Source organism: Candidatus Terasakiella magnetica, from assembly GCF_900093605.1.
In the GTDB taxonomy this organism is placed as follows: Bacteria; Pseudomonadota; Alphaproteobacteria; order Rhodospirillales; family Terasakiellaceae; genus Terasakiella; species Terasakiella magnetica.
Map to the genome: position 1 here is coordinate 280,853 of NZ_FLYE01000001.1, position 22,661 is coordinate 303,513.

Here is a 22,661-nt window from a genome sequence, read left to right on the forward strand (position 1 = left end):
GTTATGTTTTATCGTCTTAGACAGAAATAGGGTCGCTATGGTCAAAAAAGAACCCTTTGGTGTAAAAAAATTACGATAAACTATTTTTATGGGCCAAATGAGCTGCCTTTTTCCCAGACCTTATGGCACTTTCTATGGTGCAGGGAAGGCCCGTTTCCACCCAATCACCTGCAAGAAAGACATTTTTATAGACTGTGCGTTGTTGCGCCCTGTTCTTTGAAAATATTTTATTTTGAAGCGGTGTTGCGTGTTTTTCACAAATGGTTTTGGCTTTTGGCTGTGTCTCATCAGGTAAGAAAGGTGAAATTTCCTGCCAGACCGTCTCTTCATCAATATGATCAATTTCATGACTGATTGTCACACAAGCATGATTATCTTTCACATATAACCAATGAGCCTGTGTACCAATAAGCCCGATGAACTGTTCTTTATGACTGCTTGAAAGCTCATAGTGAATATTAACAATGGAACTATTTGTAAACTCGGGCGTTTTAATATCTGACACTATGTTTTTATAAGCTTGAGCAGGAAGGGCCAGGATAACTTGATCGTTTTTCTTCAAAGATACTGTTTTTGAGCGAAAAATGAGTTCTTTTTTATTTAGCCCCCTAAGCCTTTGACCAAATTCAATATCAAGTTGATCTTTAACGGGAGTGAAAAACGTTTCTTCTAAGGTCGTAATTGGGAAATAAGGCCTTAAGGCATCTGGACCTTGCTTTATCAACTCAACTGCTGTTTGAGCTATTAGCTTGGGGGAGGTCTGTGACACTGGTGTGTTAAACACAGCTAGAAAAAACGGGTCCCATAAGCGTTTCTGTGCAACCTTACCAAAGATGTTAAACAGGCTGATCTCAGGAATAACCTTCTTCGCAATCTGTGCAAAAAGGTGACGTGCGGGTAGGGACCAAGATAGGCCTGTTTCAGGCTCGTGAAATTGAAAGTTTGCACTCTCATAAGGCGTTAAGTGATCACGTGCATTGATGAGATCAAGATATTCAAAGCTATCTCTATAACCCTCAATAATCAGATGCGTGCCATTATCATGGTGTTCGACCCTGCGTATGCGCCCACCAGCAATTGGCGTGGCTTCGTAAAGTTTGACCTTCAGCCCCATATTTTTTGCATGAACAGCTGCACTTAATCCGGCAAGGCCTGCCCCAATAATATGAACGGTACCCGTCATACTTTGGTGAGCATTCTCATGACCATGAATGCTTTCTCGGTTTTACTTAGGCGAATCCTTGGGGAAAGTATATGCCAGCCGCGTTTTTGCATCTTTTCAAAAATCTTGTAATAGCCTGCCTTCATCATTTGGGCGGGCAACAGATTTTGGCTGCCAATTTTCTTTAATAAGATTTCTGTTCTATCATAATGATTTTGCGCAAGCTGCGCGATTTCTTTTAAAACCTTTGATAATTCAGATGACTGCAAGCTTTCCACGTGATGTTTTTCTAGCAGGTCTGAAGGGAGGTAAATCCGCCCGATGCTTTCATCTTCAGGGATATCGCGCAAAATATTTGTCAGTTGCAAGGCATAGCCAAGTTCAATGGCAAACTCTTTTGCTCCTTCATCCGTTCTGCCAAAAACAGGCAGGGAAAGTAATCCAACACTCACGGCCACATTGCGACAATATTGGTACAGTTCTTCTAAGGTCGGCTTATTGATCGGGCCATTGGCATCGGCTTCCATGCCATCAATCAGGTTGTAGAGCTCTTGGGTGGGTAAATCATATATCTTAATACCATCAGCCAAGATACGTGTAATGGCGCAATCGGGCTTGCCTTTAAGGGTCTCATCAATCTTGGTGCGCCAGTTTTTAAGCTCAGCTAACTTGTTCTCGCGCAAATCATCTTCATCGGCAATATCATCAAGCACGCGGCAATAAGCATAGATCGCATAAAGATAACCGCGGCGCTCAACAGGCAGGACTTTCATGCCTGCGGCAAAGGAGCTTTTAGACTCTTTGACAATGGTCTCGACAAAATCAAAATCTTTAGGCGACGCATGGGTCATAGAGGATAAAAACCTTTATAGGCAAGAAGGAGTTTGTCCAGCTTACTGAGTTCCACACGATTAGCCAATGGGTCATTTCTACGAAGTTTTCCAGCCAAGGCCAATCCACATAAAACAGTGACTTTGGCCTGATAACGCAGCCGTTTATTTTTGATCAATTTTGGTAACTTTATGGCTTCAAGCAAAAGGGCTTGGGTTCTTTCAAGACAAAGATCGAAAATCTCGCGAAAGCGTGGCTCCATTGCAGGCAGGCTTAGAAAATGCTCGTAACTTTCACCGTCTTTGAGGAATTCTTCGGGTAAATAGATGCGATCAATCGCTTTATAATCTTTTTGGCAATCCTGTAGATGATTGAGGATTTGTAAAGCGCTACATAAGGCATCACTGGCTTTTTGCCCTTCAGGACTTTCACCATGAACATGTAATAAAAAACGCCCCACAGGGTTTGCGGAATATTGGCAATAATCCAGCAACTCATCCCATGTTTTATATCGGTTTTGATCTACATCTTGGCGAAAAGCGACCAGTAAATCCTTTAAAAAAGGACTTTCGGTCTTCATATCCAACTGTTGGTGTTTTTCATCGGCACTTAGGTGTGCAGAGTCGGCAATATCATCAACTTTGCGCGCAAAACTGTAAAATTCCATGACCTCACTGCGCACAGAGGGCGCAAGCAAGAGACTGGCAACGGGGAAATTTTCTGTATTTGCGTTCTTTGACACTTTGCCTTTTCCTTTTAAAGGACTTATATGACACAGGTCCTTATCCAAATCAAAAGCGAATGTGATGACTGAAGCCTTAAGTTTATGTGCACAAGAAGTTCGAAAGAACGATCATGACCAGTTTCTCTGCGGTCTTTTTAGCCCTGCTGACAAGCAAGAGGCGTTTTTTGCCATGCAGGTTTTCCATATGGAAACGGCGCGCATTCGCGATGTGGTTAATGAAGCTCATATGGGATTGATCCGCCTGCAATGGTGGCGTGATCTGGTGGGGGATATCTATGCAGATAAAGCGCCCAATGTTGAACATGGCATGCATAAAGAAATCATCCAAGCCTTAAAGGATAAAGGTGTAGAGCAGGATTTGTTTGAGCGTTATTTCAATGCACGAACCTTTGATATGGAAGACCAAGCCCATGACGACCTCCCCGCTTTACTGCGCTATCTTGAAGCCACAGGCGGTGTAGCAGCGCAAATTAAGGAAGGGGCGATTGGATTAGAGATCAGTGACGCCGCAAAGCTGATTGGGGCAGCAAGCAGCCTGTGCCAGATGATTAAAACCATGGCGTTTCAGGCGCGCTCTGGGCGTTGTAAAATTCCACGCTCTCTTGCTCAGAGCCATAATCTGGATTTGAAATCTTTCTTTGAACTGAAATGTGATGAGGGCTTAAAAGCCTGCACGCGTGAGCTTGTGGGGGAAATTAAAAAGATGATTGCAACAGCGCGCGAAACGAAAAGCTCAACAAATGCGGTTTTGTTAAATACAGTAGCGATTGAAGATTATCTGGCACGTTTGGAAAAAGTAGATTTTGACCCGTTTAATCCGAACTTAGGCTCCGGTCGCCTTGTAAAACAGCTCAAGCTCGGCTTTAAAGCGTGGCGCAATAAATATTAATCAGGCCTCAGAATCGCTGATGATACGACAGTGATACCCACTGTCTTTAAAATGTGCCACCAACAGACCGACATGTTCGGTATCTAATGTTTCAACCACCACATCGACCTCTGTCATTTTAACAGGTAGGTCATAGAACATGCGATGGTGATAAATCTCAACGATATTGGCGCTTTGGTAGCTCATCATTTTGGCAATAGTGGCAAGGCTGCCGGGTTGATCGGGCAGGGTGATGCGCAGTTTCACCATACGTCCATCACGCGCAAGGCCGCGCATTAACACAGAGGAGAGAATACGCGAGTCTATATTTCCGCCAGAAAGGATCAGGCATACACGCTTGCCACGAAACTTTTCTTTGTGATCCATCAAGGCTGCCAGACCAACAGCGCCAGCTCCTTCAACGATAAGGCGCTGTTTTTCCATGAGGGAAAGAACGGCTTGTTCAATCGCGTTTTCTTTTACAACCATGATCTCATGGGCGGTGTGTTGAATGATGGGCGCTGTGAGTTGACCGGGCGATTTTACCGCAATGCCTTCTGCAATGGTTTGACCACCCCGAGTATTATCATACCCGTAATAGATATCATGCATGGAGGGATAGGCATCACATTGCACGCCAATGAGTTTTGTTTCAGGACATTGTGCCTGAAAAGCTGAAGCCACCCCAGCCATCAACCCGCCACCACCAATGGGCACGAACAGAAAATCAAAAGCGGTTTCTGCCTGATCTATAATTTCAAGGCCCACAACACCTTGACCTGCAATGATATCTTCATCATCAAACGGGCTGATATAGGTAAGGCCTTGTTCCTCAACCAGCTTAAGGGCCGCATCGCGCGCCTGATTAAAAGCATCACCTGTCACAATAACTTTGGCGCCAAGCCCTTCCGTTTTGGAAATTTTGTTAAAGGGTGTGCCAACGGGCATGACGATTGTGGCGGGAATGCCCAAACGTTTGGCATGATAGGCCACGCCTTGGGCATGGTTTCCCGCAGAAGCCGCAACAACGCCTTTTGCCGCCTCTTCCTTGCTTAAATGGGCAAGTTTAATCAACGCGCCGCGCGATTTAAATGATCCGGTGGTTTGCAGGTTTTCTAGTTTTAGAAAAACCTCTGCCCCTGTTAGGTCTGATAAGGATTGAGAATAAACCAAGGGCGTACATAGCAAATGATCTGCCATGGTTTTTTGCGCCTGTTCTATTGCCTCAATCGATATCATTTATACCCGGTCCGTTTTTTCCAGCCATTCATCCAAGGCTTTGAGCGCGCGCGCTGTAACCGCAGCTTTTTTCTCTTTACCTTTAACTCGTTTACCCCGTTCATTTCGCACGTCCATTGGCGGGAGTAAACCAAAGTTGATGTTCATGGGCTGGAATGTCAAGGCATCCGCGCCACCAGTGATGTGATTTAAGATACCACCAAGGGCGCTGACTTGTGGGGGCGTGCTGATTTCTTGATCACTTAATTCAGCCGTAGCAAAACGCCCTGCCATCAAACCAACAGCCGTACTTTCAACATAGCCTTCACAGCCAGTGACTTGACCTGCAAAACGAATATTGTTTCGGCCTTTAAGTTTGAGCGTGTCATTTAACAGGCGAGGGGAATTGATAAATGTATTTCGGTGGATACCGCCAAGGCGGGCAAAATTTGCATTTTCCAAGCCCGGAATGGTTTTGAAAATACGCACCTGTTCGCCATGTTTTAACTTGGTTTGAAAACCCACCATATTATAGAGCGTCCCAAGCTTGTTATCTTGGCGAAGCTGTACAACAGCGGCAAGTTTTGTATCTGGATCATTGGGGTTGGTTAGCCCAACGGGCTTCATGGGGCCAAAGGCAAGGGTTTCACGACCACGTTCTGCCATAACTTCAATGGGCAAGCAGGCTTCAAAGTAGGGGGTGTTTTTCTCCCACTCTTTAAATTCCATCTTATCCCCAGCAATCAAGTCATCAATAAACTGGTCATATTGCTCCCGCGTCATACCCAGGTTGATGTAATCAGAACCATCGCCTTTATCATAGCGGGACTGAAACCACGCTTTTGAAAAATCGATACTTTCTTTATCAATAATCGGGGCGATGGCATCAAAGAAATGAAGTGAATCTTCATCCGTTAGCGCTTTAATCGCATTGGCGAGGGGCTCAGACGTTAACGGCCCTGTGGCGATGATCACCTGATCCCATTCTTCACCGGGAATGTCGGTAATTTCTTCACGGACAATTTCAACATTTTCATGGGCTTCAAGGGCTGATTGTACCGCAGTGGCAAAACCATCACGATCCACAGCCAAAGCACCACCAGCTGGAACAGCATGTTCATCAGCTGAGCGCATGATGAGGGAGCCACAACGGCGCATCTCTTCATGCATGAGCCCAACAGCATTATGTTGTGCATCATCAGAGCGCAGGGAATTGGAACAAACAAGCTCTGCTAATGTGCCTGTATGGTGGGCGTCAGTTGGGCGCACGGGGCGCATCTCATGCAGGACAACCTTGATCCCGCGTTGGGCCGCTTGCCAAGCAGCTTCGCTACCAGCCAAACCACCACCAATAATGTGAAGTGTTTTTGTCATATTCACGACATATAGATTGTTTAAACAATTAGCAAGAGCCTTGCGTATCTTTATAAAAATAGATACAAAATGGTTAACTAATGTAACAGGAAAAATCTTATGGATTCACCACTCTTTACATCCATCGTTGTTATCGCCATTGCCTTTATTTCATTGCGCATGTTGCCGCGTCTTCTCGCTGGTGTGCCTTTTGTGGATGCACAGGCCGTTTTTAAACGCATGGAAGATGATGAAAATGCAGTGATGATTGATGTGCGCACCCCTGAAGAATTTGAATCAGGCCATGCTTTAAACAGCATTAATGTGCAACCCCATGAGATTGGCGAAAATATTGAGGAAAAGCGCAAATATCTTGACCATAAGGTCTATGTAATGTGCCTGTCCTCACAACGTGCTGCAATGGCGGCAAAAAGCATGAAAAACCTTGGTTTTACCAATGTGTCTGTTGTTAAAGGCGGCATGAAGGCATGGCAGAAATACAAACTTCCGCTCGGATAAACAAAGACAGCTATTGTCGTTACATTTAACTCTCTGTAAAGTACTGAAAAATTGTACGAACAATTGCCTAATTGTTTGACGATACAAGGGTTATAGATGTTTAAGATTGACGGTTTTGAAGTCAAATTAGTGAAAAGCAAACTACCAATCATGATTGGTGGTCTTTTCCTGCTTTTGCTTGCCGTGCCTTTTATCTTACCGTCAGTTATTTATCAGTCGATCCTTGAAAGCCGCCTAGAAAGCTCAACAGGGCTTGAATTTAATTTTGACGGTGGTTTCGACGTTAGCCTGTTTCCTGAAATAAATATTGTTGCCAATGATATTGGCTTTTATGGCCAGACAGATACAAAAATAGAGATTGTTGGCTCTGTCAAAAAACTGAACTTAAGGCTCAAGTTTTTTCAGTTTTTAACAGGCACAATCAGCATTGATGAATTTGACCTTGTATCACCAAAAATGACAATCAATGGTGATTTCACACCGTATTTACCAGATTTTTTAAGAAACCAACTGGGGACAGCGCGCAAAGAAGACGTGCGCTATTTAGAAGTTATTCAGTATTTCATTGAGAGATCTGTCATTGAAAATGCCAAGATTTCTGAAGGTATTGTTCGCTGGAATAAGAAAAAAAATCACACGATCAAGGCTGAGAAAATCAATATTGATATTGTAAAACCAGCTGAAGTGCGTGATTTTACGCTTTATAGCAATGCTTATGTCAATGAACGCAGCGTTGATTTAAGAATTAGATTACAACGCCCCGATGATTTTCTGAGAGGGTTTCGCAGCAAGTTAACCCTAAAGCTCGACTCATCTCCCTTACGCCTTGAGTTCCTTGGCAGTGCGGCAAAACGCTCGACCTTTGTTGCCCAAGGGGATTTGCGTCTTGATATTCCATCGCTTAATGAGTATTGCAGGTGGCTTTCAGCCTCAACACAGTGTGACGAGTATCAGGGTAATTTACTGGTAAAAACGGATTTGCGCCTGCGTGATCAGCGTTTGCAAATTGAAAATGCCAGCTATACACAAAATCCTTTTACTTTTCTGGCAACAGGGGCGGTTGATTTTAAAACATCCATTCCTGAAGTCACCGGGACGATCACCATACCGATCAGGCCGATAGAGAGTTTTTATACCTCCCTAAGAGATGTTCAAAAATTTAGTTTTAGAAATCTGTTCTTGGATACGTTTGATGCGAATGTCGATGTAAAATATCAAGGCGTTCGTTTCCCCTCAGGTCTTATCATCCAGCCGAACGTAAAACTGTTACTTAGTGATGGTCGCCTGTCGCTCACCAGTGATCAATTTGCTGCATTTGATGGGCTGTCAAATATACGTTTTCGCTGGTATGAAGGCCTAGAGAATGGCTATATGGATTTGCGCATCGATACAAACAGTATTGATTTAAAAAAGCTCCAAAAAGATCTTGGGTTTGATATTTCAATGACGGGCGCGTTAAAAGCCGGGATTGAAATTCAGTCTGAAGGTGGGTCTATTTTGTCATTAATAGAAACAGCGCGCATTCATGGTGATTATTCTGTGATTGATGGTTCCATCCTTAATAAGGATATTGCTTTATCTTTGACAGGGCATAACACGAAAGCTTTTGAGTTTACGGAACTTAAAGGACGTGTTGAAGGCAATCGAGGGCAGATTTATAGTGAGATGATTGAATTCATTGCCCCATCTGTTGATGTCACAGGCAGTGCGCGTGTTGATCTTATTGAAAAAGAAGTTGATATCAATTTTGACAGCTTAATCAGTCATCTAAATAAAAAAGGCTTTGTTAAAATAACAGGCCCGTTGCAAGACATGTCCTTGATGACATCCTCTAATGGAAAAAAAGCCCCACAGTTACGTGATGGTTTGCATTCAGGTTTAATTCCATTAGAAGAAAAGGAAGATGACACCGCAATGGATCATGAAGAATTACAAATTGAAGAAACTGATCTTCTGGATTGATAGGAAATTAAACTCGTGCCCGTTTTTAAAATTTATAAAGCCCTAGCGGCATTCGCTTTATTGTTTTTAGTGCAGGCATGTACACCCACTCCCTTTATAGAGGATTGGAAGCGTGAGCGTATTTCGTCTATCCCTGACGGTGAGATTACTGTTTCTGTTTGTTTTGAACAAACCTCACATAGTCGTGAACTTGTTAGTGAGCTTGCTAAAGAAGAATGCACAGCACGCATTAGTGAAGTTCAAAACCTTGTTCAAACAGGTAAGCTGCAAAATGTACGTTACCTGCGTGAAGCAGAAGGCGCAAGCTTTGCAGGCCCTATTGAACGTCAACGTCGTATCGAAGCAATGATTGCTTCTTTAAAGCTGGTTTACGTTGAAAATGACAAGTGGGATTGCCCGTTGGTGACGCCAAACCGCATTACTTTTGAATGTCGCTATAACGTCAATGCAAAAGATTCGCTGTCAAGAAAATCAGTAAATGTAACACCTGCACCAAGCGCTGATCTTCCGCCAGAATTGCCAGAAGACCTAAAACCGCAGTAATTCAAACACTTATGTAGTTATGTGCGCCGTGGGACCCGTAAATTCCCCTATAAAACTTGCTATTTATCTAATGCTCGCGTAAATTAGATAGTACGTACGTGTATTTTATGAATGGACCACACATCCGTTCATATGTTTCGAAACATTGAAAGACCTGTTATGTCGAGCGTTACTAAGCCAGTTGCAGCTAGTACCTCCCCGGTGGCATCGAGCCGTTCGGGTAACAGTGCTCGTCAGGTCGCTTCTCAATCAGGGCTTGTCTCTGAACTTTTTGCCCAAACAGGGGTCAAAGGAGAAGAGGAAAACAAGGGTTTTGATAACTTTAATCAAGGCCAGCAGCATCGTAATAATTCTCATGAACAGCCTCATACGCTTAAATTGCATGGTACATCGCGCACCTTTGCAATGCTTTTTGAAGAATCTCAACATGAAGCAAATGCACTAAGTGAGGAAGGTTATTATGATGAAGAAAACTCTGCAACATCCGGAAAGCCTGCTTTCCAAGCCTATATGGCTCGTGCGACCTCTACATATGAGACCAGCACACGCGCAATTAGTGGTGAACTTAAGGTAAGGGGCGGCTCACTTAATATCGCGATGTAATCATTCACACATTTGTCTTTAAGTATTTTCACATGCGTTAAGTAGGTGGAAACATTTTGCTGTGTATATTAAAATTACAAAAGTGAGTATTTAAGAGGGTACAATGGCTGCTGCCGTAGAAACCATGTATGACGTTGCCGCTTGGTTCATGGACCATGCACTAAATGATAATGAATATCTTCAACCTATGAAGATGCATCGTTTACTGTTTCTATCCCAAAGTTATTTTGCACTGGCCTATCATGGCAAAAAACTCGCCCCTTGTACGTTTGTTGCCGATGATATGGGACCGATTGAGCCCCATGTGTTTCGTGCGTTTGAGCAAGGGCGCCCGAGTTTTTATCTCAATACAACAATGCCGCCTTATGTCGATGAATTCCTTGATGGGATTTGGCGTCGCTTTGGCTCATTTTCAGCAGATAAATTAAACGACATTACAACACGCACGCCTGCCTTTAAAAAGGCCATTAAGAAAGGCAAGCGCACTGAAATACCGTTCAAAGAAATGGTGTTAAGTTTCAACAAATCAAAAACGGCACCCGGTGTGGATAAAGTACTTAAGCCCAAAGTCGTCCGCACCCATCAGGGTAGGGCAGTTGAAGCCAAGTCATGGGCACCGGGTCTTCGAAAAGTCGCACAGGCCACCCCGCTGGCCTCAAAACAGGCAAAGAAAAAGGCTCCGAGATAAAGGAGCCTTTTTACTTTTTGAACGATCAACACTTTGACTACATGTAATAGACCAGTAGATAGAGACCTAAAAGGATCGCAACCCAAAGGACCATGCTGCCTGTTGGCCATGTGCGTGCCAAAATACCATGGGGTCCATGATGGCGTGTCACATGCTTTACTAACGCATCAAGGCGGCTTAATGAGCCTTTCTTAAAGGCAACAAAAGCTGCTCCACCGTGACGAACGAAAAACTCTTCGTGCAGTAGGTTAAAGAATTTTCGATAAAACCAGTCAAAGTCGAGCGTGATGGTCAATGTACGTTTCATCATCTTCAATAAAACGAAGAAAGCAAAACCAGAGAACAACAGCAACTCAAGCATATGGACAACATGCGTACCTGTGTAAGGCACATAATCAACCGCATATGGCAGCAATGCATAAAGTGGTTCTGGATAAACACCTAAACCAATACAGAAACCAGCCATAATCAACATGGCAAGACGCATGTTAAAGGGTGGGTCTTTTGGTTTGGCATTGAAATGTTTTTCAACATAACCCGGCGCGCGTTGGAAGAAGACAAACCACGGGAATTTAATCCCCGCATGCAGGAATACACCCGCAGAAGCTGCTTCTAACAAGAACCACGCATAACCGATATGTTCACTGGCCGCAGCCGAAGCAATCATGGTCTTGGTCGTAAAACCAGAGGTTAGCGGAAAGCCAGAGATCGCCAAGGCACCGATCGTGCCGCAAATCATGGTCAGTGGCATGGCCTTATAAAGCCCGCCAAGGTCCGTACATTTGCGTTTGTTGATCTCATACATCACCGCACCAGCCGACATCAACAGCAAGGCTTTATAGATGATATGAGCAAAGGCGTGAGCGGAGGCACCATTAAGTGACAGTTCCGTCCCAATTCCGATACCCACAACCATGAAACCAACCTGGTTGATGATCGAATAGGCCAAAATGCGGCGCATGTCGTTTTCTAACAAGGCATAGATAATGCCGTAGAAAACCATATAGAGCCCAACAAAGATGAGAACATTTTCACCGGGGAAACTACGGATCAAAACATAAACAGCTGTCTTGGTTGTAAAGGCAGATAAGAAAACACTACCCGACCAAGATGCGCTTGGATAGGCATCGGGCAACCATGCGGAAAAGGGAGGCGCACCTGCGTTAATCAGGAAGCCTGCCAGTAACATCCATGTCCACCAGCTATCGGCTTGCATGGCACTAAATTCAACAGAACCTGAATGATAGATTTGACCGATAATGCCAATCATCAACACAACGCCACCAAAAAGGTGAACGATGATATAGCGCATGGACGCGCCATAAGATTCTTTAGTGCGCGCAGACCAAATCACCAAGGTTGAGGCAACTGCCATAAATTCCCAAAAGACAAAGACTGTAACCAAATCACCAGCCAAGGCCACACCGACTGCACCACCTGCATAGGCGTAGGCAGACATAAGCTCAATCTGGCTTTTCTGGTTTAAGGCAAAGATACCACCCACAAAGGCCATCAAGGTAAAGATGGTGGCAAAGAGGCGTGAAAGCTTATCGCCCTGTAATGGTTCCAGCGTATAATCAAGGAACTGCACCGTCATCTGCACGCCATCGGGAACACCCCAGATGAAATACATGGTGATAACAGGTAATAACAGCATGGCTGTTTTGCGCGCATTACCAACCAGTGCAGGTAAGAATAAAGCGCCTAGGATCAAAATAAGCCCAGGGGGAAGAGCACTGTTAATCATCATAATAGGTGTCCTTCCGTTTTAAGAAAATACCCAGCAGTTTGGCAAATAAAACCATGGCTGCACAGGCACCAAAACCAAACCAAGCATTAAAGCCAAACCAACCGTCAACCTCAAAATAAGGGTGTGGGTGGATGGTGAATTCCAAAGCCACTGTAATGACCAAAATGACAATGCCGATGACCCATAATTTTTTTATGGTCTCAGGGCGGCAGAGCCAGTGAACGTCTTGTTGTTCACTCATTGTGCACCCCCAATCATTTGTTGTGCCAACTCAAGGGCAACGTCTGGGAATAGGAACATCAAAATTGTCAGCAATGCCGTTGAGGTGATTGCAATAACAATCGGCAGCGGCGCTTCACCATGATCATCATGATGGCCGCCACTATCCGTTCCGTGAGAAGCGGGTTTCTTGAAGAACGCTTTATAAATAATCGGCAGGAAGTAACCCGCGTTTAAGAGCGTACTCAAGATAATAACGCTCAAGGCAGCAAAGTTCTCAGAACTCATGGCACCTTGAATAATATACCATTTAGATATAAAGCCCGCCGTGGGTGGCAAGCCAATCATAGACAGCGCGCCAATGGCAAAGGCTGTCATGGTAATTGGCATTTTCCAACCAATCCCATCAAGCTGGCTGACTTCTGTTTTATGTGCCGCTGTGTAAATAGACCCCGCTGCAAAGAAGAGCGTGATCTTACCAAAGGCGTGAGCCGCAATATGAAGGGCGGCCCCCACTGCAGAAATCGGTGTTAAAATGGCTGCTGCCAAAACAACATAAGACAATTGCGAGATGGTCGAATAAGCAAGTCTGCGTTTCAAGTTATCTTGGCGAAGCGCAACCATGGAGGCGGCGATAATCGTAAAGCCTGACACATAGACAAGCCAATCGGCTGAACCAGAATCGACAAGGTTATCAATACCAAAGGTATAAACGACCACTTTCACGACCGAGAACACACCGGATTTCACAACCGCCACAGCGTGCAGCAATGCAGATACAGGTGTTGGTGCGACCATGGCTGCAGGTAACCAGCGGTGAACAGGCATAACAGCGGCCTTACCGATACCGTAAATAAACAGCATCAAGAGCAAGCCCATCATAGGGCCTTCTACTTTACCACCCAAGATACCGCCTGAGACGAAATCAAGTGTACCTGATGCATAGTATGTCCATGCAATGGCAAAGAAGAGGAAGGCAACAGAAGTCGTTACCAAAATACCAAGATACGTGCGTGCACCCTTAACCGCATTCTCATCACCTTTATGCGAAACAAGCGGGTAAGTGCTGAATGTCAATACTTCATAGAAGATAAACAATGTCAGCAGGTTAGCTGAATAAGCCAGACCCAAAGTCGCAGAAATCGCAACAGCAAAGCAGATATAGAAACGGGTTTGATGTTTCTCTGAATTACCCCGCATATAGCCGATGGAATAAATGGAATTTAATATCCACAGACCAGAGGCAATGAGGGAGAACATCATGCCCAAAGGCTCAACCTTAAAGGCGATTGAAAGCCCCGGGAACATTTCAAGTAACGTAACCTCAGGACGTTCCCCATCAAGAACAGGGCCCAAAAGGAACAACACGTTCAAGAACAGGGCAACAGCCGTAAGCATGGTGACAGATTCACGCAAGTTCGGGCTTTTACCTGTAAGGGCAATCAGGACAGCACCTACAGCCGGAATGACCATAGAGAGGATAATTGCAAGTTCCATACTCATGGCGCACCTCCAACCAGCATCTCGGCAGCCAATTGTGCAACACCAAGTGTCATATCCGTATCAACTCCGAAGTAGATAGAAGCAAGCGCCATAATCCAAAGCGGAATAAGCATGGAAAGCGGGGCTTCTTTTACTGTTAAATCACCATTGGCTGGTGTTTTAAAGTAAGCCACCTCAATGATGCGCCAGACATAAACAACCGCAAGAAGCGAGCTTAACAAGATCAAGAAGGCGATCGGCATCATCTCAGCTTGCATGGCGGCCATAATCAATTGCCATTTGGAAACAAAGCCAACCGTTAGGGGTACACCAATCAGGCTCATGCCACCAATAACAAAGGCTGCCATTGTCCATGGCATTTTCTTACCAATGCCGTGCAGGTCTTCTAAACGAACAGAGCCCATACGATACATGATACAACCCATGGCAAGGAAACAAGCTGATTTCATCACCGCATGGTTAAGCAAGTGAACAATACCAGCCGATACACCTGTCACATTGAGGAAACTAATCCCCAACATGATATAGCCAATTTGCGCAACAGATGAATATGCCAGCAAGCGCTTCAGGTTATTTTGGAAGATTGCAACTGTTGAGGCTACAAACATACCGATAATAGCCAAAGTCATAAGCACAGGGGCAAGACCTGTTTCTTCGAAAATATCCACACCAAAGATGGTGAAGAAAACACGAAGCATGACGTAGACCGCAACTTTTGTTGCTGTTGCTGCCAAAAAGGCCGTTACCGTACTTGGCGCGTATGTATAGGCATTAGGCAGCCACAGATGCAGCGGGAATAAAGCCAACTTCAGGCTCAAACCAACGGTAAGGAAGGCAAGGGCGGCTTGGAGCGTGCGAATGCTCCCATCCATAGCCATGAGTTTTTCATGCAGATCAACAATGTTTAGCGTTCCGGTCATCATATAAAGAAGACCAAGACCGATTACATAGAAGGTTGCACCTAACGTTCCCATAATGAGGTATTGGTAAGAGGCCGTTAAACCGCGGCGATCTTTACCAAGGGAAATCAGTGCATATGTTGAAAGTGATGAAATCTCAAGGAAAACAAACAGGTTAAAGGCATCACCTGTTGCCGTCATTCCCAGCAGACCCGTCAAACACAGTAAAAAGGCCGTGTAGAAAAGGGTGATTTGTTCACGCGGGATTTCTTTATTCACGCTATGACGTGCATAAAGGGCAACAATGGCAGCGATGGCAGAAACGATCAGCAGAATATAGGCGTTAACCACATCAATTCTGAATTCGATCCCCCAAGGGGCAGGCCAATCGCCCATGAAATAGGATATGACACCTTGGGTCAGGACTTGGTCTAAAATCATCAACGAGATGACAAAGCTTACCAAGCTGACCAGCAAAGCAATTCCCCATGCGATATCGCGGTGGCGCAGCACAATACAAAGCGGTGCAGCCATCAAAGGAATGATGATTTGCAAAATAGGAAGATGGGCAGTCATTAAAAGTCTTCCTCCTGAGCATGAATGTCTTCTTCTTCGATCGTGCCATAGGCTTCACGAATGCGAACCACCAAGGCGAGGCCAAGGGCGGTTGTCGCAATACCTACAACGATCGCTGTCAGGATCAAAACGTGTGGCAGGGGGTTGGAAAAGACCGTAAGACCCTCACCAAAAATTGGTGCAGTACCGCCAGTTACTTTACCCATACTGATATAAAGAATAAAAACGGAGGTTTGAAAAATGTTCAATCCAACCAGTTTTTTAACCAGATTACCCCGTGCAATAACAATATAAAAACCGACCATCATCAAAAAGATAACGATCCAGTAGTTATAAAGGCCGGGGTTGAAAATTTCGTTATATTCCATAACTTAACGCCCCCGTCCTGCAAAAATATAAAAGATCAGCGTCATGGACGAGAAGACCGTCATACCAACGCCAAGCTCAACCAGCAAAATACCGTAATGCTGACCATGCAGTGGATCATGGGCGAGAGAATTATAATTAAGGAAATTATCCCCCATGAAAAAGCTGACAACCCCAACACCTGCATAAAGCAAGACACCCAGTGCAGACATAATCTCAAGCACAGTTGCGGGCAGGACCAGTTTACAATCGTGCAAACCAAAGATCAGTGCGTACAAAATGAAGCTCGACCCAAAAATTACACCAGCTTGAAAACCACCCCCGGGACCGAAATCACCGTGGAATTGCACATAAAGGGCATAAATCAGAATAAAGGGCATAAAGACCTTTGAAGTGACCCGTAGAATAGGCTTTCGTCTCATCATGCCTCATCCTCCCGTTCTTCAAGTTCTTCCAATGTTGGGGCATCGTCTTCTTTGCGACGTCGACCCGCCAATAAGATGAGCACACCCACAAGGGCAGTAAACACCACGGTTGTTTCCCCAAGCGTATCAAAACCACGATAGCTCGCCAAAACAGAGGTCACGATGTTGGGCATACCCACTTCGGTTTCAGAATCTGTTAAGTAACGAGGTGCGACATGGTTATGAACAGGTGCATTTGGGTCGCCATAGGCTGGCATATCCAATGTACCATAGATAAGGGCAACACCTGTTGCGACAACAACGATTAAAGGAAGCCAGATTGTATGGGCTGGTTTCTTTTCCTGTTTTTCTTCACGCGAGGTAAGCGCAAGCGTACCCAGCATCAAAACGGTGGAAATCCCCGCACCAACAGCAGCTTCTGTAAAGGCCACATCAACCGCATCCAGATTTACGAACATCAAGGCTGACAGCAAACTATAAATACCGCCGAGCATGACAACCCCAAACAGGTTCTTCATGCGCAAAATACCAATAGCAGCAACAGCCATGAAGAGCAGCAGGATTATATTGAGAATCTCTAGGATGGCTTATCTCCTTCGTCTTTATGGGCGCCTTTTAACTCGACGCCTTCTTTAAGAAGAGGTTTCGCACCGTCTGCCATGGCAGCACGCACCAAGGCATGGCTGGAAACCGGACTTGTAAAGAAGAGGAAGAAACCAATCATTACAAGTTTCACCAAAACAAGGTTGAACCCGCCAGCTTGGAACATAAGACCAAGTACAATCATGCCTGTGCCAAAGGTATCAACCATTCCAGCAGCATGAGAGCGGGTGAAGACTTCTGGTAGGCGGATAACACCAATTGCCCCAATGAGGACAAAGGCACTGCCAAGTAAAATAAAGAACCAGCTTAATAAATCGAGGATCATATCCATTTACATATCCTCCTTGGCTTCACCATGATCAGCACCAGAATGTCCCAAATCCTTAAAGCGGAAATATTTAAGAATGGCAATGGTACCGATGAAGTTGATCAAGGCATAAACTAAAGCGATATCCAGAAATTCTGGACGACCTGCTAAAAAGCCATGAACAGCAATCAAGATAACGGTGAGCGTGCCAATCATATTACCAGCAAGAATACGGTCATAAATTGTCGGTCCGACAAGAGCTCGTACTAAACCAAGTAAAATGGCAACAATAAGGGCGGCAGCCGCAGCAACAAACATTATGATTTGCCCTCCATCTCGCCTTTGCACCAACAGACTTTGCGGTCCATTTCACCAGTTAAAACACCTTCGGCCCCTTCTTTCGTAAGGGCATGAATTTCCAAAACGCCATCTTCAAGGCCAACGGCAACCGTGCCAGGTGTCAGTGTGATCGAGTTTGCATAGATCACTTGGCCCAGTTCACGTTTTTGACTGGCTTTCGTTTTAAACATAACCGGACTGATCGGCATTTTTGGGGAAAGAATGACTTTAGCAACATCAATGTTTGCTTTCACGATTTCCCAGCAAAGCCAAATCCAGTACGGAAGGATTTTAAAAGATATATGAGAAGGGTGTCCCTCATGGTCGATCACATCCATACGATGGGCAATGTAAACGACGAGCGTGCAGGATATTGCGCCAAAACCAAGCAAGAGCGGCTCGGTATGACCGGAAAGCAAAAACCAAAACACATATAGAAAGACCCAAAGGCTTATAGAGCTTGCCACAGGATTTCCCCTGACTGTTTATTATTAAATGCATCACCTGAAAGAGATTCAGACTCTGCTCATTACTTAAAAGATAACAATTCATTAACGGATAGCAACATCAAATCGTCTCGCTATGCCCGCAATTGGCATTACAAGGCGAAATTTGGCTTATTTGAGAAGAAATTAAGGTAATTATACGTATTTCAGGCTATGATTTATTCAAATCAAACCTGTGGTATCGACAATTCATAGGTTATCCACGCTTAAAGCGACATAGTATCATGACCGGATTCGGAGGGCTGCCTTGTTTATCAATAAGCTATCAAGATTATCTTTAGTTTTTATAATCTCACTTTTTGCTCTTACATCACCAGCTATGAGTGCAGGCAAGGGCTATATCACGATTGTCACAAAAGAAGGCCCGGTAAAGGTGCTTGTTGAATATGCGGTCACACCGGCTGAAAAAGCAAAAGGATTGATGTTTCGAAAGAGACTCCCAAAAAAAGAAGGCATGCTTTTTATCTATCAAAAACCGCGTGCGGTTGCGATGTGGATGAAGAATACACCTCTTTCGCTTGATATGATCTTTATCAACAGAAAAGGCCGCATTCGTCAGATTGAAGAGAAAACTGAACCTAACTCAACACGCAAGATACATTCAGGAGGGCAGGTTTCTGCCGTTTTAGAAATGATTGGCGGCAGTGCAGAAGACTTTGGAATTGGGATTGGAGACAGCGTAATTATCCAGAATTAATTTTTTTCAAAAAAGTGAAAAAAAGTGCTTGCCAAAGGGCCTCTGTCTCAATATGTTTCGGGCCGTCGGGGAGTGGCGCAGCCTGGTAGCGCACTTGTTTTGGGTACAAGGGGTCGCAGGTTCAATTCCTGTCTCCCCGACCAGTTTAAAAGCTTCGAAAACCTTTTTTGGTTTTTCGAAGCTTTTTACGTTTCAGGGACTTGTTTCAATTTTTTGATTGTTTCTTCTAATAGCAACCAATCAACAGGTTTTGATAAAAAGGCATTAATCCCTGCCTTTTGATAGCGTTCATTCTTTTCGGCTTTTACATCTGCGGTGAGGGCAATGATTGGGATGTTGGCAACCGCGCCATCAAGCTTGCGGATTTCCTCTGTTGCCTGACACCCATCCATTTTTGGCATCTGCATGTCCATGAGAATCAGATCAAAAGAATCAGCTTTGGCTTTTTCAAAAGCCTCAAGGCCGTTTTGAGCCAAATCAACCTCATACCCCATCTTTTTAAGAACCGTCATGATGATTTTGCTGTTAATGGGATTATCTTCTGCCAGCAAAAGCTTGAGCGGATGGGCAGGTTGGCCATGGTCTAATGCACCTAAGGAATTGAGTTTGGTATCTAAACCACTCAGTTCAGCCTGTTGGGCTTTTGGGAAATTACATTCAAACCAGAATGTACTGCCAACACCGGCTTCACTTTCAAAACCAATGTCACCGCCCATTGTGTCGATAAGCTGTTTACAGATGGCAAGGCCAAGCCCGGTGCCGCCATATTTACGCGTTGTTGAACTATCGCCCTGACTAAAGGGTTTAAAGAGCTTGCTCTTATATTCCTCAGGTATGCCGATGCCTGTATCATCGACTTCAATACGTAATTTAAGGGTTTCTGCCGTTTCATCATTTAGCATGACCCTGATCACCACAGCCCCGAAATGGGTGAATTTAATGGCGTTTGTTGCATAGTTTAAAATGACTTGGCGCAAGCGTGTTTTATCAGCCTTAATAACAAGCGGTGAGATATCCGATCTAACCTCTTTTAAAATTTTTAGAAGTTTTTCATCAGCCGCGGGCTTTAACGTTGTCACAATATTTTTAAGGAGCTGTTCAAAATCAAACACAACAGGCTCAAGACTTACCTGTTCAGCTTCAAACTTTGAATAATCTAAAATATCATTAAGTAGTAAAAGAAGGTTGTTTGAAGAAGACTTTAGCCCCTCGATATACTTGCGATGTTGTGCAGGCAGTTCAGAAGAAAGCAACAGGTCCGTGATGCCCATAATCCCGGTTAGGGGCGTGCGCAATTCATGACTGATAATAGCAGAAAATTCACTTTTCGCTTTTGAGGCTGCTTCTGCTCTTTCTTTTTCTTCAAGATATTCTTGTGCAAGGTTTTGAAGCTCAACGGCTTGTTCTTCAAGAAGCTTTCGTTGTTCAATCAGGTTATATTCAGCATTTTTTAAGTCTGTAATATCGGTGCGGATTCCAACGATAAGGTCATGTTTTGTTTTTCGCTCATCAATTTTTAACCAGCGGCCCTCATCAGTTTGTTGAATAACCACCTTATCGGGGTTTCTGTGGCGTCTTAAACGTTCAACAAGCCATTCTTCTTGTTCTTCTTTAGTTTGGCCCGCCTGTGGATATTGGCCACGCTCTATCCCATAGCGAATAATCTTTTCAAAAGTAACGCCTTTCTTCATGGCCTCAGCAGAGGTTTTGTAGATATCAAGATAAGCAGAGTTACAGGTGAGTAACTTGTCATCTTGATCATAAATAACAAAGCCATCAGGGATCGTTTCAATGGCTTCATGCAGCATTTCTTCAGCTTGAAGGCGGCGCTCTCGTTCATTAAAGCGTGAGGTAATATCAAGACAAAGAAGAACCGCAATTCGGTTTCTCTCATCTGGATAGTTGATAAAGGATAAGTTTACCCCGAGTTTCAGCTTATTTGAATTTTTTGTTTGGCTATTGATTGCTCGCTTATTGAAACGTTTTACTCTCTTGCTATCTGCAATATTTTGAATGCTCAGAAGGGATTTTAGTTCTGCATAACTTTCTGGGATCAGGAGTTTTGCGCTTTTACCTTTAAGGTGACCCTTGGAATAGCCAAAGAGCTTATTTGCTAAGGGATTTACATCAAGGATTTTAGCATCCTTATCAAGGTAAAGCGCCGCTTCAGAAAAATCAAAAACGCTAGATAGGTTGATATTCTTGTTTTTTCTAGCTGCCATGAATAAACCTTCTCCCATAAGAAGATTATCATGAATTAACCTGACGGTTTTCGCAATCTTAAAGAAAATTGATTATTAGTTTGCTGTTTTTTCAATGAGTTTTGAAAAATTCATTTGACGCCACGCACAGATTGGGGCATTCACGCAGGATGCTGTTATAAATCTTGATAGGTGTTTGACAATGGACGTTCGTATTTACCAACCTGCAAAGAATGCTATGCAATCTGGTCACGCCAAAACCAACACTTGGATTTTAGAATTTAATCCAATTGCTGCAGAGCGTGCTGACGAATTGATGGGCTGGTCTGGTGGTGGGGATACCCGCAAGCAACTTCAAATGAAATTTAGCAGCAAAGAAAATGCGATTACTTTTGCTGAAAAGAAAAACCTTTCTTATGAAGTAAAAGAACCTAAAGCACGCAAGCTTCAGATCAAAAACTATGCGGATAACTTCGCACTTGATCGCATTATCTAATTTTCAGGTTTCTTAAAACAAAGAACCTGTTCATGGGTGCCCATAGCTCAGCTGGATAGAGCATCCGCCTTCTAAGCGGACGGTCGAGGGTTCGAATCCTTCTGGGCACGCCATTTCTTTTTAGCATAAAGTTTATATTGCTCTTAGATGTCTTTCTAAGGGCTTTTTTTTTAAGCCTGAGGCTTACTAATCACCGATATATTTGAACCGCGGGACCGTTTGTCCCTCTATCGTGACATTTTCAAGAAACATATCCATAGGCCTCACCCAAAGAGCTTTTTCACCATACTGGGGTTGATATACGACCAATTTCTCTGCTGTTTCTGAATGTTGAGCAACGCCGATAACAATATATTCATTCCCTTTGTAGTGAATGTAACGCCCAGTTTTAACTTGTGACATTATACCTAGCTTTCTTGTTTCATCTTTATCACCTAAACAGGGGATGAATTTTCAATTGAATTAAATTAACCTAATATGCATTAAGAGTAAAACACCTAAACAAGGTAGTTAAATGCTTGATGATCATGACCCTGAAGAGCTCAAAAAAATTGCTGAGTCATATTTGCGTGTCATCAAAGAAGATATTTGCACCCCTTGCGTTGAACATAGGGGTAATCTAAGAGCTGTAAACCTTGATGACCCACTTCAATGTAAGTGTTCTTGCAAAAAGGTTGAACAAACTCTCCAAGCGGCCAGAGATTACCTAAAACTATCAAAACCCAAATGATTGAGTAGTACGGTTCATTAGGGCGTAAGCTTAGTCTTTTTTCTTCAAAAAAGGCTTATATTTCATATCTTCATTCTGGATATGTGAGAGCCACCATTGTGCAAGGTAATCAATAATATGTTCCACGTCTTTTTGTTCATATTTCTCATCGTCACTAACAAGCGAGAGAAGTTTGATGAAGTGCGCTTTGTGGATTTTATGGTGGGCTTCAGAATCAGGGTAATCGTGCGTTTTCATAAGCTGTTCTTCACACATCATGTGTTCTTTTGACAGCTCAATAAAACCAAGTAGCCTTGCATGTACCTGACTTTCGCAATAATCAATATTTAGATGCGTTGCAAAATCGATAATTACATCACGCAATTTTTTATGTTGAGAATCTAAGTCTGGATGGCCAACACTAAAGGTTTGGTCATCCCATTCTAAACGTATCATTTGCGTCCCTCGGCATTCATTTTTTATAGAACCTTTTATAACTAACAAGTTGAAGTTTGTGAAGTATATTTCACCTCAAAAGCTGCATCCGTAAGCTTACTTAGGTAATAGCAATAT

At 43.8% G+C, this 22,661-nt stretch carries 27 protein-coding genes and 2 tRNA genes; 11 read left to right on the forward strand and 18 right to left on the reverse strand.

Annotated features, from left to right (window positions below):
- Positions 1-70: 70 nt before the first annotated feature.
- Genes MTBPR1_RS00955 through MTBPR1_RS00965 form a run of 3 tightly spaced genes read right to left on the reverse strand, consistent with a single transcriptional unit; the run spans position 71 to position 2,735 of the window.
- The gene (locus MTBPR1_RS00955) at positions 71-1,183 is read right to left on the reverse strand and encodes a hydroxysqualene dehydroxylase (RefSeq protein WP_069185674.1); all 1,113 of its coding nucleotides are present in this window, start codon (positions 1,181-1,183) and stop codon (positions 71-73) included.
- Positions 1,180-2,013: a phytoene/squalene synthase family protein gene (locus MTBPR1_RS00960; protein ID WP_069185675.1), complete on the reverse strand. Its 834-nt coding sequence runs from the start codon at positions 2,011-2,013 to the stop codon at positions 1,180-1,182. The genes MTBPR1_RS00955 and MTBPR1_RS00960 overlap by 4 nt, the downstream gene beginning before the upstream one ends.
- Positions 2,010-2,735 (reverse strand): squalene/phytoene synthase family protein, encoded by a 726-nt coding sequence (locus tag MTBPR1_RS00965; protein ID WP_240492837.1) that lies wholly within the window; start codon positions 2,733-2,735, stop codon positions 2,010-2,012. The genes MTBPR1_RS00960 and MTBPR1_RS00965 overlap by 4 nt, the downstream gene beginning before the upstream one ends.
- A 64-nt stretch (positions 2,736-2,799) precedes the next feature.
- Here MTBPR1_RS00965 and MTBPR1_RS00970 point away from each other — a divergent pair, with 64 nt between their 5' ends.
- Entirely contained in the window at positions 2,800-3,627 is an 828-nt protein-coding gene (locus tag MTBPR1_RS00970; RefSeq protein ID WP_069185676.1) for a squalene/phytoene synthase family protein, read from the forward strand.
- On the opposite strand, the gene MTBPR1_RS00975 is transcribed toward MTBPR1_RS00970, so the two are convergent.
- Together MTBPR1_RS00975 and trmFO are read right to left on the reverse strand one after the other, a co-directional pair.
- Positions 3,628-4,845 carry a threonine ammonia-lyase gene (locus MTBPR1_RS00975; RefSeq protein ID WP_069185677.1) on the reverse strand — a complete coding sequence of 406 codons (1,218 nt, stop codon included), beginning with the start codon at positions 4,843-4,845 and terminating at the stop codon, positions 3,628-3,630.
- A complete protein-coding gene (trmFO, locus tag MTBPR1_RS00980; protein WP_069185678.1) occupies positions 4,846-6,198 on the reverse strand; it encodes a methylenetetrahydrofolate--tRNA-(uracil(54)-C(5))-methyltransferase (FADH(2)-oxidizing) TrmFO in 1,353 nt (450 codons plus the stop codon).
- Positions 6,199-6,297: 99 nt separating this feature from the next.
- On the opposite strand from trmFO, the gene MTBPR1_RS00985 reads away from it, so the two are divergent.
- From MTBPR1_RS00985 to MTBPR1_RS01005, 5 genes are all read left to right on the forward strand, one after another.
- Entirely contained in the window at positions 6,298-6,696 is a 399-nt protein-coding gene (locus MTBPR1_RS00985) for a rhodanese-like domain-containing protein (protein ID WP_069185679.1), read from the forward strand.
- A gap of 96 nt (positions 6,697-6,792) precedes the next feature.
- On the forward strand, positions 6,793-8,658 hold the full coding sequence (locus MTBPR1_RS00990; protein ID WP_069185680.1) for an AsmA family protein: 1,866 nt from the start codon (positions 6,793-6,795) through the stop codon (positions 8,656-8,658).
- A gap of 15 nt (positions 8,659-8,673) precedes the next feature.
- Complete coding sequence (locus MTBPR1_RS00995) at positions 8,674-9,201, forward strand: hypothetical protein (RefSeq protein WP_069185681.1); 528 nt, start codon at positions 8,674-8,676, stop codon at positions 9,199-9,201.
- Positions 9,202-9,360: 159 nt separating this feature from the next.
- On the forward strand, positions 9,361-9,804 hold the full coding sequence (locus MTBPR1_RS01000; RefSeq protein ID WP_069185682.1) for a hypothetical protein: 444 nt from the start codon (positions 9,361-9,363) through the stop codon (positions 9,802-9,804).
- Between the two features lie 103 nt (positions 9,805-9,907).
- Entirely contained in the window at positions 9,908-10,492 is a 585-nt protein-coding gene (locus MTBPR1_RS01005; protein WP_069185683.1) for a Panacea domain-containing protein, read from the forward strand.
- 37 nt (positions 10,493-10,529) lie between these two features.
- Here MTBPR1_RS01005 and MTBPR1_RS01010 read toward each other — a convergent pair whose 3' ends face one another.
- From MTBPR1_RS01010 to MTBPR1_RS01055, 10 genes are read right to left on the reverse strand one after another with little or no spacing between them, the layout of a single operon-like run.
- Complete coding sequence (locus MTBPR1_RS01010; RefSeq protein ID WP_240492838.1) at positions 10,530-12,242, reverse strand: Na(+)/H(+) antiporter subunit D; 1,713 nt, start codon at positions 12,240-12,242, stop codon at positions 10,530-10,532.
- Positions 12,232-12,483 (reverse strand): hypothetical protein, encoded by a 252-nt coding sequence (locus MTBPR1_RS01015; RefSeq protein WP_069185684.1) that lies wholly within the window; start codon positions 12,481-12,483, stop codon positions 12,232-12,234. The genes MTBPR1_RS01010 and MTBPR1_RS01015 overlap by 11 nt, the downstream gene beginning before the upstream one ends.
- Positions 12,480-13,964, reverse strand: a complete 1,485-nt coding sequence (locus MTBPR1_RS01020) for a monovalent cation/H+ antiporter subunit D family protein (protein WP_069185685.1) — start codon at positions 13,962-13,964, stop codon at positions 12,480-12,482. The genes MTBPR1_RS01015 and MTBPR1_RS01020 overlap by 4 nt, the downstream gene beginning before the upstream one ends.
- Entirely contained in the window at positions 13,961-15,439 is a 1,479-nt protein-coding gene (locus MTBPR1_RS01025) for a monovalent cation/H+ antiporter subunit D family protein (RefSeq protein ID WP_069185686.1), read from the reverse strand. Before MTBPR1_RS01025 ends, MTBPR1_RS01020 begins: the two co-directional genes overlap by 4 nt.
- On the reverse strand, positions 15,439-15,807 hold the full coding sequence (locus tag MTBPR1_RS01030) for a cation:proton antiporter subunit C (protein WP_069185687.1): 369 nt from the start codon (positions 15,805-15,807) through the stop codon (positions 15,439-15,441). Before MTBPR1_RS01030 ends, MTBPR1_RS01025 begins: the two co-directional genes overlap by 1 nt.
- A gap of 3 nt (positions 15,808-15,810) precedes the next feature.
- Positions 15,811-16,230: a Na(+)/H(+) antiporter subunit B gene (locus MTBPR1_RS01035; RefSeq protein WP_240492839.1), complete on the reverse strand. Its 420-nt coding sequence runs from the start codon at positions 16,228-16,230 to the stop codon at positions 15,811-15,813.
- Complete coding sequence (locus MTBPR1_RS01040; RefSeq protein WP_069185688.1) at positions 16,227-16,778, reverse strand: DUF4040 domain-containing protein; 552 nt, start codon at positions 16,776-16,778, stop codon at positions 16,227-16,229. Before MTBPR1_RS01040 ends, MTBPR1_RS01035 begins: the two co-directional genes overlap by 4 nt.
- Before the next feature lie 29 nt (positions 16,779-16,807).
- A complete protein-coding gene (mnhG, locus tag MTBPR1_RS01045; RefSeq protein ID WP_069185689.1) occupies positions 16,808-17,164 on the reverse strand; it encodes a monovalent cation/H(+) antiporter subunit G in 357 nt (118 codons plus the stop codon).
- Positions 17,165-17,458: an MrpF/PhaF family protein gene (locus tag MTBPR1_RS01050; RefSeq protein WP_069185690.1), complete on the reverse strand. Its 294-nt coding sequence runs from the start codon at positions 17,456-17,458 to the stop codon at positions 17,165-17,167.
- Complete coding sequence (locus MTBPR1_RS01055; RefSeq protein ID WP_069185691.1) at positions 17,458-17,946, reverse strand: Na+/H+ antiporter subunit E; 489 nt, start codon at positions 17,944-17,946, stop codon at positions 17,458-17,460. The genes MTBPR1_RS01050 and MTBPR1_RS01055 overlap by 1 nt, the downstream gene beginning before the upstream one ends.
- Positions 17,947-18,232: 286 nt before the next feature.
- Between MTBPR1_RS01055 and MTBPR1_RS01060 the strand changes: the two genes are divergently transcribed.
- Positions 18,233-18,682 carry a DUF192 domain-containing protein gene (locus MTBPR1_RS01060; RefSeq protein ID WP_126464938.1) on the forward strand — a complete coding sequence of 150 codons (450 nt, stop codon included), beginning with the start codon at positions 18,233-18,235 and terminating at the stop codon, positions 18,680-18,682.
- Between the two features lie 66 nt (positions 18,683-18,748).
- A tRNA-Pro gene (locus MTBPR1_RS01065) sits at positions 18,749-18,825 on the forward strand.
- A 42-nt stretch (positions 18,826-18,867) separates the two neighbouring features.
- Here the strand turns inward: MTBPR1_RS01065 and MTBPR1_RS01070 are convergent.
- Positions 18,868-20,904, reverse strand: a complete 2,037-nt coding sequence (locus MTBPR1_RS01070; RefSeq protein WP_069185693.1) for an ATP-binding protein — start codon at positions 20,902-20,904, stop codon at positions 18,868-18,870.
- 181 nt (positions 20,905-21,085) lie between these two features.
- Between MTBPR1_RS01070 and MTBPR1_RS01075 the strand changes: the two genes are divergently transcribed.
- Positions 21,086-21,379, forward strand: coding sequence for an ETC complex I subunit (locus MTBPR1_RS01075; RefSeq protein ID WP_069185694.1), 294 nt, complete (start codon positions 21,086-21,088; stop codon positions 21,377-21,379).
- 36 nt (positions 21,380-21,415) lie between these two features.
- Positions 21,416-21,492: transfer RNA gene (locus MTBPR1_RS01080), tRNA-Arg, on the forward strand.
- Between the two features lie 73 nt (positions 21,493-21,565).
- On the opposite strand, the gene MTBPR1_RS01085 is transcribed toward MTBPR1_RS01080, so the two are convergent.
- Positions 21,566-21,781, reverse strand: a complete 216-nt coding sequence (locus tag MTBPR1_RS01085) for a DUF1653 domain-containing protein (RefSeq protein ID WP_069185695.1) — start codon at positions 21,779-21,781, stop codon at positions 21,566-21,568.
- A gap of 112 nt (positions 21,782-21,893) precedes the next feature.
- Between MTBPR1_RS01085 and MTBPR1_RS01090 the strand changes: the two genes are divergently transcribed.
- Entirely contained in the window at positions 21,894-22,109 is a 216-nt protein-coding gene (locus MTBPR1_RS01090) for a hypothetical protein (protein ID WP_069185696.1), read from the forward strand.
- A gap of 30 nt (positions 22,110-22,139) precedes the next feature.
- Here MTBPR1_RS01090 and MTBPR1_RS01095 read toward each other — a convergent pair whose 3' ends face one another.
- Positions 22,140-22,544 (reverse strand): bacteriohemerythrin, encoded by a 405-nt coding sequence (locus tag MTBPR1_RS01095; RefSeq protein ID WP_069185697.1) that lies wholly within the window; start codon positions 22,542-22,544, stop codon positions 22,140-22,142.
- Positions 22,545-22,661 lie beyond the last annotated feature (117 nt).